This window comes from Klebsiella sp. 2680, from assembly GCF_900198535.1.
GTDB lineage: Bacteria > Pseudomonadota > Gammaproteobacteria > Enterobacterales > Enterobacteriaceae > Klebsiella > Klebsiella indica.
This window is the reverse complement of record NZ_FZNJ01000001.1, coordinates 978,226-992,301: the sequence shown is the minus strand read 5'-3', so window position 1 is coordinate 992,301 and position 14,076 is coordinate 978,226. Positions and strand designations below refer to the sequence as shown.

The following is a 14,076-nucleotide window of genomic DNA, read 5'->3' as shown; positions in this document are numbered from 1 at the left end:
AAGACAGGTTTATCGCTTTCACTATAAACATCCTGGTTTGCCTGCCTGATTCACCCTCGCGCGCTCTCTTGCCCGGTCAGAGGCGCTATTATTACCGCCCCGGGTTACCCACGCTCAACCGGGGATCTCACCAACTCAGGAATGTTCTGGCGATTGTCCTCTTTATCCATTTCTGCAAATCCTGGGATTCCCCTGCCTGTTTAGATTGAAATATTGCATACATATCTCGATCTCTATCACGTTTTAATATCGTTTATATTGAGGTAGTGCTATTGATGTGTATGCTGATCTCCGTTGGATTGTTACTGCGTTACCGCAGGCAAAACCAGATGTTCGCTGATGTCAGCGGACATCTGGTTTTTTTGTTTTCAGGGCCCAGAAAATGAAGATAGCCAGAAAATTGAACAATATTGTTGAGACAGTCATCAATAAGAGCCGAAGGTACAGATCTTCACTGCTCAGAAAGGTTGTAGATGGTATCCCATTCGCAGCCGTGGCTGCTGTGGGTAAGATAACCAGCCAGGCAAAAAATCGCTGCTCAAGAAAACGCCTGAGTAGCATCTATGTTTTTTTGATCGAGCATTGCAACTCAGGCATCAAATGCCGCAAGCAAGGGCAGATATTCGTAATGTGCTGAACAGAACCTGTCAGTAAATAGCAGCGCTGTATTCTGGCGTAATAAAAATCGGATTGTTACCGTATTTAAGCATTATGCATACGGGCAAAACCCAAACCACTTGTGTATATGGCTGTCGCCGTAGAAAAGTGGTTTGTTTTTTTGTCCCTAAAACTATGCTGAGTATTCACGACTGGATTTCCGCGAAGAGTGGCCTGATATTAAGGACCGACCATGAAATATAAAACATTAGCCAGTGAGAACCCTGCTGGCATAGGTGGCCGTGATAATGTCTGCAGTGTCGCGCATTGTGCGGCATGGCTACGCTTTACATTGAAAAATTACGGTAAAGTTAATAGGGGATTGTTTGATAAAAATCGTTATTTAATGATGTTTTTTTGCGGGATGGCAATTGCAAGTGCTGGCAGGAAATCAGGTTGGTGAGATATGCCAGGTGCCGATCGATGTTGATAAAATCAGTGATAATCCGGAAGTGCAATCCCCGTATAAAGGAAAACGAATTATCCTTTCTGATTTTATTGATACTGCATCTGGTATCGTCATCTCCCCAATCGGGAGACTGTCCGCATATGGCGTGTTAACGTTTTTTTAGTATTGCACCGGTTTTATAACGGGATGAAAGACAGTAGTGATAGCCAGGCAGCGCTATTTCCCGTCAGCGGTACGTTATTGTGTTTTTTTCCGATTATATTGGGACATTGCACTGGCAAAGATTTGAGTAGTAATACTTTTATTACCCTATGCTGCAACGGTGCGCAGAAGCGTTGCCACAAGAAGAATTCATTGTTATGCGGAAGTGATTAAGAGCCTATCCCATTAGGGCTATTTTGCTTGCTATTTTGAACCTGGGCAGTGCTCAGAATCCTCACGTACTACGTGTACGCTCCGGTTCTTCCGCGCTGGCCGTGTTCAAACTGTCTGCGCCAATAACGCCTACTGGGATAGGCTCTCAGTCAGGGCTGTTTTTGAAATAAAAAATGAAAAACAAGGCGCTGGAATAAACTTGTATCAGAGGAATAAAAAAATTATGAATCGACGAGAATTGTTGGTCAAGGCGGCCATTGCGGCTGCCAGCGTCAAAATCTGGCCAGTCGTGGCAGAGAAAGGCGTGAGCCGAGTACCCGCGGTGGAGAAAGGTGCGGGGTTGCCGCCGGGCGTGCCGTCAGAACCGTCACCACAGCGTTGGGTTGCACTCGCGGAAACGCTCAAACCCCGACTGCATGAAGAGGTGCACTCTATCGTCGGTGCGGTGAAGGCGCAGAAAGATGCCGCGCAACCACTGGGCTACCGCATGACGCCGCTCTACACGCCGGACAAACTGGCGGGAAAGACTTTCCGGACCGGTGAACAGATTATTGTCGATTTCGGTGAACATTACACAGGTTATCTGAGTTTCCGTCTCGGCTGGCAGGGGGTGTCGTGCGATGCGCCAGCCCGGTTACGGCTGGTATTTGGCGAAGTGGTGACCGACGTAGCCGTACCACTTTATCCCTACAACGGCTGGGTCAGCGCTTCCTGGTTACCGGACGAGGTGCTGAATATAGATTTTCTGCCGCAGAGGGTGAATGTCGCGCGTCGCCATGCTTTCCGCTATGTGCGTATCGAGGTGGTGGCGGTGTCAAACAACTTCAGCGTTACGCTGGATGATGTCGCCGTGAGGGCGGTATCGTCGGCAGGTCAGGACACGGGACGTCCAGCGCACTATGACAGCGAACTACTGGGCGCGATTGATAGAGTCGGCATTCGCACGCTCCATGAATGTATGCAGACGGTATTTGAGGATGGTCCACGCCGTGATTGTCGACTTTGGTTGGGGGATCTGCGCTTGCAGGCACTAACCAACTACGTCAGTTTTCGCAATATGGCGCTCGTGCGTCGTTGTCTTTATCTGTTTGCGGGTATGTCGCGTGCGGACGGATACGTCACCGCCTGTGTGTATGAGAAGCCGCAGCCGCGTATCGGTGAAGTGGTACTGCTGGACTACTCGGCTCTGTTTGGCGACGTGCTGCTTGGTTATCTGCGCGCCAGTGAGGACCGGGTGACAGTTGATGAACTGTGGCCGGTAGCGAAAAAACAGATCGAACTCTTGTTGCGTCATGTGGGGGAGGACGGGCTGTTTCATGCGCCGGAGCAGGAAGGTTTTGTATTTATCGACTGGGATGCCGGAAAGGATCAGTCGGCGGCGTTGAAAGGTCTGGAGAGACAGGCGGCGATGCAGGGCGTGCTGATTTACAGTTGTCGCCGTTTGCTGGAACTGGGGAGCGCGATTGCGCCGCAGGATGACCTGGCGGTAGTAGAGACTGCTATAACGCGCATGTGTGCGGCGGCCAGAACGCATTTTTACGACGAGAAGCAGCAGCTATTTGTCAGCGGTGAACAGCGGCAGGTATCCTGGGCATCGAATGTGTGGCTGACTCTGGCTCAGGTGCTGCCTGAATCGCAGAACGCGGTTGCGCTGCAACAGGTGATGAAACACGATGGCGCGGTTCGGCCTTTGACCCCCTATCTTTATCACCACATGGTGGACGCGTTGGTACAGAACGGGTTACCACAGGCGGCCCGACAACTGGTGGAAAGTTACTGGGGAGGTATGATCAAAGCTGGAGCAGATACATTTTGGGAAGCGTTCGATCCGGAGAACCCACTGGCGTCCCCCTACGGTGGACAACAAATAAACAGTTTCTGTCATGCCTGGAGCTGCACGCCTGGCTATTTTATTCGCCATCATTTTTCGCCACAGAAAATATAACGTTTGCAAAAAATCGCTCACGCAGAAACCGCGTGAGCAGAAGTTATTTACAGGACACCAGACGTAAATTAAAAACGTCAGGCGTTCTTCTTATTGCAAAAAATAACAACACTGTAAGGATATTGTTATGATCCAAAACACTCAGCTGAAATCCATTGTATTACTAATTTCTTCAGCTATTGTGTCTAATAGTGCTATGGCAGCCAAACTCACCATTGAGCAACGGCTGGAATTATTAGAAAAGGAACTGGCGGAAAATAAACAGGAACTACAATCCACGAGGAAAGCGTTACAGCAATATAAAGTTTTTTTTGATCGGCAACCGGTAACAACCGGGACGGCTGATACCGGCATTGCTAACAGTGCTCGCGATAAACTGAACAAAAAACCGCAGACAGTGCCGACAGCAACCGTGTCGACATCTGTAGCAGCAACTGCAGGCGGGAGTGCAACAAAAGTGACCGGCGCTACATCCGCTCAGGACATGACGCTGGCAGATATTAGTAAATATGTCAAAGATGATCTTGGCTTTAATTATAGCGGCTATTTTCGTACCGGATGGGCGACATCAAGCCACGGTGTTCCCAAATCTTATGCTATTGGCGCATTGGGGCGTTTCGGAAATGAATATGGAGGATGGTTTGATCTAATTCTGGATAAACGAGTCTACGCTCAGAATGGCAAAACGGTAAACGCAGTTGTTTGGCTGGACGGCAATGTCAGCCAGTCTTATAGTAATGGATCATTTAATACCAATAAAGATAATATATTGCAGTTCTCAGATATGTATATTACAACCACAGGATTTATCCCATCGCTTCCTGAGGCCAACTTTTGGGTAGGGAAACATTATCTGCAGAACTATGAAATCCAGATGCTGGACTGGAAAGCACATAAAGCAGATTCTGCTGGTGCCGTTGGGCTGGAGAATATTAATGTAGGTGTGGGTAAACTGGACATAGCATTGTTGCGTCAAGATTTGGATCTGTATTCAAAGGATTATTCCAGCACGACACAGGTGAATACCAATGCCATCGATATGCGTTTCCATGATATTCCATTATGGGATAAGGCAACCTTAGGCGTTTATGGTCGGTATAATATGCCAAATAAAGATCACATATCTAAATCTGACAACTATTTTGACATGAAAGATGCATGGCTGATCACCGGGCTTGTGCGACAGAATTTTGACAATGGTGGGTTTAACGAATTTGTCATCCAGGCGGCTAACAACGCCATTGCCAGCGGATTTATGCATATTTCAGATTCAAACCCTGATTATGGATATAACGGATATTATTATGGCGATCATACAAACGGAACCGGCCTGCGTTTGATCTCGCAAGGAGAGACTTATCTTCGTCCGGACGTGATTATGGCGAATGCCTTAGTTTATGGCCGTGGCAATGATCTCTATAGCTATGAAACCGGCGCGCATACTGATTTTGAAACATTCAGGGCCGTGGTTCGTCCTGCGTATATCTGGAATGATTACAACCAGACTGGCGTTGAATTGGCCTATTTCAACCAAACCAACGAGGCAAACAATCAGAAATACCACGAATCAGGATATAAAACCACGTTGTATCATGCCTTTAAAGTTGGTACCAGCATGTTGAGGTCTCGTCCAGAAATACGTTTTTATGGTACCTATATTAAATCACTGGAAAACGACATCTCTGAAGTTTCTTTTGAAGATGACAAAAATGATCAATTTAGCGTGGGCGTACAGGCCGAAGTATGGTGGTAAAGTCGGGTACGACCACGGGTAACAGTTGAACCCACCGGTCGTCAGGTTACAGGGCAGGGAAAAGAAACTCAGTGTCCGCCAGCGGCAGGTTTCAGCGCGGTCTGGGGCGATCGGAACGCCCCATGTCTTTTACAGACCAGATATAACGACTATCTTCACATTTGCAGTGAGTAAGCCGGGCAGCTAAAAAAATGCACTATCTCGCCATAACGGGCTGACCATATCCCTGGTGAGTACCGTTTAATCGCATAGTATTAACGTTAAAGACGTTTTTCTGCTACCTGCGATAGATAGGATTCAAAAGTGACATGACCTCGGCCTCTTCCGCTAAATTCTCCACGACATTCCTGGCATAATCAGCTATCTTGTTTAGCATATAAAACAAATTTGACCGATTATGGTGTAGATACGCTTTATATCGGTTATTTCGTTAAGCCAGAAAAACGAGACAGCAAGATGAGCGTAATGTTTGACCCGGAAGCGGCAGTCTATCCGTTTCCACCAAAACCCGCCCCGCTAAACGTGGATGAAAAGCAATTCTACCGCGAGAAGATCAAACGTCTCCTGAAAGCGCGTGATGCTGTTATGGTGGCGCATTATTACACTGACCCGGAAATCCAGCACCTGGCTGAAGAAACGGGGGGATGCATAGCCGATTCCCTGGAAATGGCGCGCTTTGGCGCACGGCATGCCGCTTCAACATTGCTGGTTGCCGGGGTGCGTTTTATGGGCGAAACGGCAAAAATCCTCAGCCCGGAAAAAACGATTCTGATGCCCACGCTACACGCGGAATGTTCCCTTGACCTGGGCTGCCCGATAGACGAATTTGGCGCCTTCTGCGATGCGCATCCGGACCGCACCGTGGTGGTTTATGCCAATACGTCGGCGGCGGTGAAGGCTCGCGCTGACTGGGTAGTGACCTCCAGCATTGCGGTGGAACTGATTGAGCATCTTGATAGCATGGGCGAAAAAATCATCTGGGCGCCAGACCGCCATCTGGGCAACTATGTACAAAAACAGACTGCTGCCGATGTGTTGTGCTGGCAGGGAGCCTGTATTGTTCATGATGAATTCAAAACGCAAGCGCTGGTAAGAATGAAGGCGCTTTATCCGCATGCGGCTGTGCTCGTGCACCCGGAATCGCCGCAGGCGATTGTTGATATGGCCGATGCCGTGGGGTCAACCAGCCAGTTAATTAATGCGGCTAAAACCCTGCCGCAGCATCAGCTAATTGTTGCTACCGACCGCGGCATTTTCTACAAAATGCAGCAGGCGGTACCGGGAAAAGAGCTGCTGGAAGCGCCTACGGCTGGCGAAGGGGCAACCTGTCGGAGCTGCGCGCACTGCCCCTGGATGGCCATGAATGGCCTGCGGGCGATTGCTGAAGGGCTGGAGCAGGGGGGCCGCGAACATGAAATTCATGTTGATGAGCAGTTGCGCGCTGCTGCGCTGGTGCCGCTGAACAGAATGCTCGATTTTGCGGCTACACTTCGGAGATAACGCATTATCGCGTCACTGTACGCTCTGGGGATAAGATGGATTTTTTTAGTACGCAGAACATATTAGTGCACATACCCATTGGTGCCGGTGGATATGACCTGTCGTGGATTGAAGCCATTGGCACCCTCGCTGGCCTGTTGTGCATCTGGCTGGCGAGTCTGGAGAAGATCGGTAACTATGCCTTTGGGCTGATCAACGTCACTCTGTTTGCCATTATCTTCTTCCAGATCCAGCTTTATGCCAGCCTTCTGTTACAGGTTTTTTTCTTCGCGGAACGTCTATGGCTGGTACGCCTGGTCGCGACAGACCAGCGATAATCAGGCTGAACTGCAAATCCGCTGGCTGCCGCTGACAAAGGCGCTGGGCTGGCTGGCGGCCTGCGTGGTGGCGATTGGTCTGATGACGGCGTTTATTAACCCGGTTTTTGCCTTCCTGACGCGCATTGCCGTTGTGCTGATGCAAACCCTGGGGTTGCAGGTAGCAATGCCGACACTGCAGCCGGATGCATTCCCGTTCTGGGACGCCTGCATGATGGTGCTGTCTATTGTGGCGATGATTCTGATGACGCGCAAATATGTCGAAAACTGGCTGCTATGGGTGATTATTAACATAATTAGCGTGGTTATTTTTGCGCGTCAGGGTGTCTACGCGATGTCGCTGGAATACCTGCTTCTGACGTTTATCGCCCTTAACGGTAGCCGGATGTGGATTAACAGCGCGCGTGAGCGCGGGTCTCACGCTTTTGCCCGTTAATGATTGTGTCCATGTCCGGAGGGCGACATATTCAGATGGCATTCCGGGACACGACAGGGCTGATACTCCATCTGCACCGTAATGTCCGCAATCTGATACTTGTGCTGCAAGAAAAGGTGGATACGTTCCAGCAGGCCGTCGTGATCGTGCGGCGGCACCACCTGCACATGCAGCGTCATCACCGTTTTCTCTCCTACCAGCCAGGCATGAACATGGTGTACATCGCGCACTTCCGGCACTGAACGGCGCAAATCGCGCTTTAATGCGTCAACATCAAGGGAGCGCGGGGCGCCTTCCAGGAGTTCGTTGATACTCTCCTGCAACAAACGCCAGGCGCTACGCAGAACCAGGCACGAAACCAACACTGACAGAATGGGATCGATAGGCGTCCAGCCCGTGGCGAGGATAATGATGGCGGCTATTATCGCCCCGACCGAACCAAGTAAATCCCCCAGTACGTGCAGAGCCGCAGCCCGTACATTGAGATTATGACCTTCATTGCCATGACGCAGGATCCAGAATGCCAGAATATTCGCCAGTAATCCCGCTACGGCGATGATGATCATGGTTTTACCGGCAACCGGTTGAGGATGATTAAAGCGTTGAATGGCTTCCCAGACGATCAGAATCGTAATGATGACCAGCGCAATGGCATTAAGGAACGCGGCCAGGGTGGTCAGACGTAACCAGCCAAAGGTATGACGGGTATTTGGTGGGCGGCGGGAGAAGCGAACCGCCAGCAAGGCGAACAGGAGCGCTGCTGTATCAGTGAGCATATGGCCCGCATCGGCCAGCAGCGCCAGAGAACCTGAAAGCAACCCACCTGCGATTTCAACCAGCATAAATCCGGCAGTGACGCAAAACGCCAGCAGTAGTCGCCGGGCATTATGATCGTCCGTTTGCCGCACAGGAGTATGTGAATGTGAGTGCCCCATGATTTCTCTCTAACATTATTATTTTGATTATTACTTTATGACATGATTGGGCTTTCAGGTGAACAAAATGAAAAAGGAGTGCCCCGCATAGTATGTGAGTACCGCTGCTGGCGGACCAATAGCCCTGCGTGAAGGGGTTCTATCCTCTGCATTATCAGGGTTGATGCCCAGTTGTGGACACAACGACGACATTATGCCCCCTCTCCGGACTGCGCGTAATGTAAAATCATATTTACACTTTTTAGCTGAAGAGATAGATTGTGGGGATTGCATTTAACTGGATAAGTATGGCAACGCTGGAACTAAAATGAATTATCAGAACGACGACTTACGCATTAAAGAGATCAACGAATTACTGCCTCCCGTTGCCCTCCTTGAAAAATTCCCCGCTACCGAGAATGCCGCTAATACCGTTGCGCATGCACGTAAAGCGATCCATCAGATCCTCAAAGGCAATGACGATCGCTTGCTGGTGGTCATCGGCCCGTGTTCCATTCATGATCCTGTTGCGGCGAAAGAGTATGCCGATCGGCTGCTCAAGTTGCGCAAATCGCTAAAAGGTGAGCTGGAAATTGTGATGCGCGTCTATTTTGAGAAGCCGCGCACCACCGTGGGATGGAAAGGGCTGATCAACGATCCGCATATGGATAACAGCTTCCGCATCAATGATGGTCTGCGTATCGCGCGCAAGCTGTTGCTGGATATTAATGACAGCGGGCTGCCGGCGGCCGGAGAATTCCTCGATATGATCACGCCGCAGTATCTTGCCGATCTGATGAGCTGGGGAGCGATTGGCGCACGAACCACCGAATCTCAGGTGCATCGCGAGCTCTCTTCCGGACTCTCTTGCCCGGTGGGTTTCAAAAACGGCACCGATGGGACCATAAAAGTCGCGATTGATGCTATCAACGCCGCGGGGGCACCGCACTGTTTCCTGTCGGTAACCAAATGGGGTCATTCAGCGATCGTCAACACCAGCGGCAACAGTGATTGTCATATCATCCTGCGCGGCGGTAAAGAGCCGAACTACAGTGCGAAGCACGTTGCCGACGTGAAGGTTGGCCTGGCGAAAGCGGGTCTGCCCGCGAAGATTATGATCGATTTTAGCCATGCCAATTCCAGCAAGCAGTTTAAAAAGCAGATGGATGTGGGCGCAGATGTTTGTCAGCAGATTGCTGGCGGTGAGCAATCAATCATGGGCGTGATGATTGAAAGCCATCTGGTGGAAGGCAATCAGAGTCTTGAAAGCGGTGTGCCGCTGACCTACGGCAAGAGCATTACCGATGCCTGCATCGGCTGGGAAGATACCGATATGCTTTTGCATCAACTGGCGGATGCGGTAAAAGCGCGTCGCGGCTAGCTGAAGCGTTTTCCATGCTAAAAAATAAAAAAACCGGCTTTGTTAGCCGGTTTTTTATATTTAATTACTTCGCTTTACCCTGGTTCGCAACGGCAGCCGCTTTCGCGGCGATCTCGTCGGCGTTACCCAGATAGTAGTGTTTAACCGGCTTGAAGTTTTCATCGAACTCATACACCAGCGGTACGCCGGTCGGGATGTTCAGTTCGAGGATCTCGTCTTCACCCATATTGTCGAGGTATTTCACCAGCGCGCGCAGGGAGTTACCGTGAGCGGCGATAATCACGCGCTCACCGCTTTTCAGACGTGGCAGAATGGTGTCGTTCCAGTACGGTACAACGCGCTCAATGGTCAGCGCCAGGCTTTCGGTTACCGGCAGCTCTTTATCCGTCAGTTTCGCGTAGCGCGGATCGTGGCCCGGATAACGCTCGTCGTCTTTTGTCAGCTCCGGCGGAGTCACCGCGAAGCCACGACGCCACTGTTTAACCTGCTCATCACCATATTTCTCAGCGGTTTCCGCTTTGTTCAGACCCTGCAGCGCACCGTAATGGCGCTCATTCAGTTTCCAGGATTTCTCAACCGGCAGCCAGGCCTGATCCAGTTCGTCCAGCACGTTCCACAGAGTGTGGATGGCACGTTTCAGCACAGAGGTATAAGCAAAGTCGAAGCTGAAGCCTTCTTCTTTCAGCAGCTTGCCGGCTGCTTTTGCTTCACCCACGCCTTTCTCAGACAGGTCAACGTCATACCAACCGGTGAAACGGTTTTCGTTGTTCCATTGGCTTTCGCCGTGACGAACGAGTACCAGCTTAGTTACAGCCATACACTTACTCCTCAATACACGTCATCTTTCACGTCACCTCATCGCTGGCTACTTTCACTCACCCCGGTCGCATCGTTCACTATGTTCCTGGGATTCGCTCATTTGCCGCTTTGAGGCAACTCGAAATTGGTAGTGTATATATTTATTGATTGATAACTATTCTCATTATATTGCCACGATTTACCTCACGGCAATGCTTATCCCTAACCATAGCGAAAATAGTGGCCCAGTGTAAGATACTTGTAAAACAGAGGTTGTGTTTTTGTCTGTAAGTGACGAATTTTTCAGCGAAAGGGGAAAAAAGCCCTCCACCTGGCGTGGAGGGTGAGGCATTATCTGGCGATAAACTGATATTCCGTCAGGCTGACGTACTCTTCGCCGGGAAGCAGAACGCAATCCGGCTGCGGCCACTCCGGGTGGTTCGGCGAATCCGGCAGGAACTCGCTCTCCAGCGCCAGGCCTTGCCAGTCAGCGTAGGGTTGCGCGCTGCGCGACGGCGTGCCGCCCAGGTAGTTGCCGGAGTAGAATTGCAGGGCCGGAGCGGAGGTATACACCGTCATCTGCAGCTTTTCATCCTGGGACCAGACGTGAGCTGCCGGAACCTGGGCATCTCCCTGCGCCTGGAGCAGAAAGGCGTGGTCGTAACCTTTCACTTTCTGCTGGTCTTCATCACGCAGGAAATCGTCCGCCAGCATCTTCGGCGTACGAAAATCAAAGCCGGTCAGAGCAACGCTTTGCAGGTTTCCCCCCGGAATACCGTCGCTTTCTACGGGGAGGTAAGCCTCGGCAAAAATTTGCAGCTTATGGTTACGCACGTCGCTCTGTATGCCATCCAGGTTGAAATAGACGTGGTTAGTCAGGTTCACCGGGCAGGGCTGGTCAACGGTAGCGCGATACTCAATTGAGATCCGATTATCGTCAGTCAGGCGGTAGTGCGCGGTTGCCGTTAAATTGCCGGGGTACCCCTGATCGCCATTGGCGGATGAGAGTGAGAACAGCGCGTGATGATCATCGGCGCTGACAATTTGCCAGCGGCGCTTATCGAAACCGTCAGGCCCGCCGTGTAACTGATGTCCAGCCTCGTTGGAAGGCGTCAGATTGACGGTTCGACCATCAAGGAGGAAGCGGCTGTTGGCGATACGGTTGGCGTAACGGCCAACGGACGCGCCGAGAAAAGCGGCCTGATGCGTATAGTCGTTCGGCGTCGCGCAGCCGAGCAGCGCTTCGCGTACGCTGCCGTCAGCCAGGGCGACCTGCGCCGAAAGCAGCGTCGCGCCCCAATCCATTACGGTGACCGTCATCCCCGCGTCATTACGCAGGGTGAGGATATTCCACGGCAGGCCGTCCGGCGCCAGCCCGGTTGTTTGGTTTAGCATTGTCCGGCTCCCTGAGAGGGTTTGCACACATAGAACGTTTCTCTAATCCCGGTTTTCGCTTCATATGCCTGGGCAACGGCCTGCTGTACGCCTTCGACCAGATCCTCCGGCATCAGCGCGACAATACAGCCGCCGAAACCGCCGCCGGTCATGCGGACGCCGCCTTTGTCGCCGATGGCCGCTTTGACGATATCCACTAGCGTATCAATCTGCGGTACGGTGATTTCAAAATCGTCGCGCATGGAGGCATGAGATTCCGCCATCAGTTCACCCATTCGTTGCAGGTCGCCTTTTTCCAGCGCCGTAGCGGCCTCTACGGTACGGGCGTTTTCGGTCAGTACGTGGCGAACGCGTCTGGCGACCACCGGGTCAAGCTCGTGGGCGACGGCGTTGAACTCGTCGAGGGTCACATCGCGCAGGGCGGGCTGCTGGAAGAAGCGGGCGCCGGTTTCGCACTGTTCACGACGGGTGTTGTATTCGCTGCCCACCAGAGTGCGTTTAAAATTACTGTTGATAATCACCACCGCGACGCCTTTCGGCATTGAAACCGCCTTAGTGCCTAATGATCGGCAGTCGATCAGCAGCGCGTGATCTTTTTTACCGAGCGCGGAGATTAACTGATCCATGATGCCGCAGTTGCAGCCGACGAACTGGTTTTCCGCTTCCTGGCCGTTGAGCGCGATTTGCGCGCCGTCGAGCGGCAGGTGATACAACTGCTGAAATACGGTGCCGACGGCGACTTCCAGTGAAGCTGAGGAGCTTAATCCCGCACCCTGTGGCACGTTACCGCTAATGACCAGGTCCGCTCCGCCGAAGTGGTTGTTGCGCTGCTGAAGATGCTTTACCACGCCGCGAACATAGTTCGACCACTGCTGGGTGTCGTGGCGGGTAATCTGCGAATCGAGGGAGAATTCATCGCTCTGACTGTCGTAATCGGCGGCAATCACCCGCACGGTACGATCGTTGCGCGGTGAGCAACTGATCACCGTCTGATAATCAATCGCGCAGGGCAGCACGAATCCATCGTTATAGTCGGTGTGTTCGCCAATCAGGTTAACCCGGCCAGGCGCCTGGATAACATGGCTGGCGGGATAGCCGAACTTTTCAGCAAACAGGGCTTGGGTTTTCTCTTTCAGACTCATGGTTATACTCCGGATTCGCGGAAATGGACGTCGCTCACAGCGCGCAGACGTTCAGCAGCTTGCTCGGCCGTCAGGTCACGCTGAGTTTCGGCCAGCATTTCATAGCCGACCATAAATTTGCGCACCGTGGCGGAACGCAGCAGCGGCGGATAAAAATGAGCGTGCAGCTGCCAGTGATCATTGTTTTCATCGTTAAACGGCGCGCCGTGCCAGCCCATAGAGTAGGGGAACGAGCACTGGAACAGGTTGTCGTAACGGCTGGTCAGCTTTTTCAGCGCCAGCGCAAGGTCGCTGCGCCGGTCGTCGGTTAAATCAGTCAGGCGCCGGACGTGTGTTTTCGGCAGCAGCAGCGTCTCGAATGGCCATGCCGCCCAGTAAGGGACAACGGCGAGCCAGTGTGCGGTCTCGACGACCGTGCGGCTACCGTCGGCGAATTCGCGCTGCGCGTAATCCACCAGCATCGGCGCGCCGTGCTCGGTGAAGTACGCTTTTTGCAGACGATCTTCACGTTCCGCTTCGTTAGGCAGGAAGCTGTTTGCCCACACCTGACCATGAGGATGCGGGTTGGAGCAGCCCATCGCCGCGCCTTTGTTTTCAAAAACCTGGACCCAGGGATAGCTTTTCCCGAGGTCCGCGGTCTGTTCCTGCCACGTTTTAACCACGCCTTCCAGCGCCTCCACGCTCAACTCCGGCAGCGTTTTGCTGTGGTCTGGCGAAAAGCAGATGACCCGGCTGGTGCCACGGGCACTCTGACAACGCATCAGCGGGTCGTCGCTTTCCGGAGCGTCAGGGGTATCGCTCATCAACGCCGCAAAGTCATTGGTAAAAACAAAGGTGCCGGTGTAGTTCGGGTTTTTGTCACCGGTCACGCGGGTATTACCCGGGCACAGGAAACAGTCCGGGTCGTGCGCGGGCAACGTCTGTTTTGCTGGTGTCTCCTGCGCGCCCTGCCAGGGGCGCTTTGCGCGATGCGGAGAAACCAGAATCCACTGCCCGGTTAACGGGTTATAACGACGATGCGGATGGTCGACGGGGTTAAATACGCTCATGAAGG

General features: G+C 52.2%; 10 protein-coding genes and 1 pseudogene. 6 read left to right on the top strand and 5 right to left on the bottom strand.

The window, feature by feature from the left end; all coding sequences use genetic code 11:
- Positions 1–850: 850 nt before the first annotated feature.
- From FN037_RS04740 to pnuC, 5 genes and pseudogenes are all read left to right on the top strand, one after another.
- Positions 851–1,060: a PTS transporter subunit EIIB gene (locus FN037_RS04740; protein ID WP_142501648.1), complete on the top strand. Its 210-nt coding sequence runs from the start codon at positions 851–853 to the stop codon at positions 1,058–1,060.
- Positions 1,061–1,664: 604 nt separating this feature from the next.
- Positions 1,665–3,386: a sugar hydrolase gene (locus FN037_RS04735; RefSeq protein WP_221887619.1), complete on the top strand. Its 1,722-nt coding sequence runs from the start codon at positions 1,665–1,667 to the stop codon at positions 3,384–3,386.
- A gap of 127 nt (positions 3,387–3,513) precedes the next feature.
- Positions 3,514–5,139 (top strand): carbohydrate porin, encoded by a 1,626-nt coding sequence (locus FN037_RS04730; protein WP_142501647.1) that lies wholly within the window; start codon positions 3,514–3,516, stop codon positions 5,137–5,139.
- A gap of 456 nt (positions 5,140–5,595) precedes the next feature.
- Positions 5,596–6,639 (top strand): quinolinate synthase NadA, encoded by a 1,044-nt coding sequence (gene nadA, locus FN037_RS04725; protein ID WP_142501646.1) that lies wholly within the window; start codon positions 5,596–5,598, stop codon positions 6,637–6,639.
- Positions 6,640–6,674: 35 nt separating this feature from the next.
- Positions 6,675–7,392, top strand: a pseudogene (pnuC, locus tag FN037_RS04720) (nicotinamide riboside transporter PnuC).
- Here the strand turns inward: pnuC and zitB are convergent.
- Entirely contained in the window at positions 7,389–8,327 is a 939-nt protein-coding gene (gene zitB, locus FN037_RS04715; protein WP_142501645.1) for a CDF family zinc transporter ZitB, read from the bottom strand. The pseudogene pnuC and the gene zitB sit on opposite strands and share 4 nt — an antisense overlap.
- A gap of 307 nt (positions 8,328–8,634) precedes the next feature.
- Here zitB and aroG point away from each other — a divergent pair, with 307 nt between their 5' ends.
- Positions 8,635–9,687 (top strand): 3-deoxy-7-phosphoheptulonate synthase AroG, encoded by a 1,053-nt coding sequence (aroG, locus tag FN037_RS04710; protein ID WP_142501644.1) that lies wholly within the window; start codon positions 8,635–8,637, stop codon positions 9,685–9,687.
- 64 nt (positions 9,688–9,751) lie between these two features.
- Here aroG and gpmA read toward each other — a convergent pair whose 3' ends face one another.
- From gpmA to galT, 4 genes are all read right to left on the bottom strand, one after another.
- A complete protein-coding gene (gene gpmA, locus FN037_RS04705) occupies positions 9,752–10,504 on the bottom strand; it encodes a 2,3-diphosphoglycerate-dependent phosphoglycerate mutase (protein ID WP_138360632.1) in 753 nt (250 codons plus the stop codon).
- Between the two features lie 332 nt (positions 10,505–10,836).
- Entirely contained in the window at positions 10,837–11,880 is a 1,044-nt protein-coding gene (galM, locus tag FN037_RS04700) for a galactose-1-epimerase (RefSeq protein WP_142501643.1), read from the bottom strand.
- Entirely contained in the window at positions 11,874–13,022 is a 1,149-nt protein-coding gene (galK, locus tag FN037_RS04695; RefSeq protein ID WP_142501642.1) for a galactokinase, read from the bottom strand. The genes galM and galK overlap by 7 nt, the downstream gene beginning before the upstream one ends.
- A 2-nt stretch (positions 13,023–13,024) precedes the next feature.
- The gene (gene galT / locus FN037_RS04690) at positions 13,025–14,071 is read right to left on the bottom strand and encodes a galactose-1-phosphate uridylyltransferase (protein ID WP_138360629.1); all 1,047 of its coding nucleotides are present in this window, start codon (positions 14,069–14,071) and stop codon (positions 13,025–13,027) included.
- Positions 14,072–14,076 lie beyond the last annotated feature (5 nt).

Excerpts from the sequence above, each read along its gene's own strand:
- FN037_RS04740 (WP_142501648.1), top strand. The coding sequence starts at position 851 with ATGAAATATAAAACATTAGCCAGTGAGAACCCTGCTGGCATAGGTGGC.
- FN037_RS04735 (WP_221887619.1), top strand. The coding sequence starts at position 1,665 with ATGAATCGACGAGAATTGTTGGTCAAGGCGGCCATTGCGGCTGCCAGC.
- FN037_RS04730 (WP_142501647.1), top strand. The coding sequence starts at position 3,514 with ATGATCCAAAACACTCAGCTGAAATCCATTGTATTACTAATTTCTTCA.
- nadA (WP_142501646.1), top strand. The coding sequence starts at position 5,596 with ATGAGCGTAATGTTTGACCCGGAAGCGGCAGTCTATCCGTTTCCACCA.
- zitB (WP_142501645.1), bottom strand. The coding sequence starts at position 8,327 with ATGGGGCACTCACATTCACATACTCCTGTGCGGCAAACGGACGATCAT.
- aroG (WP_142501644.1), top strand. The coding sequence starts at position 8,635 with ATGAATTATCAGAACGACGACTTACGCATTAAAGAGATCAACGAATTA.
- gpmA (WP_138360632.1), bottom strand. The coding sequence starts at position 10,504 with ATGGCTGTAACTAAGCTGGTACTCGTTCGTCACGGCGAAAGCCAATGG.
- galM (WP_142501643.1), bottom strand. The coding sequence starts at position 11,880 with ATGCTAAACCAAACAACCGGGCTGGCGCCGGACGGCCTGCCGTGGAAT.
- galK (WP_142501642.1), bottom strand. The coding sequence starts at position 13,022 with ATGAGTCTGAAAGAGAAAACCCAAGCCCTGTTTGCTGAAAAGTTCGGC.
- galT (WP_138360629.1), bottom strand. The coding sequence starts at position 14,071 with ATGAGCGTATTTAACCCCGTCGACCATCCGCATCGTCGTTATAACCCG.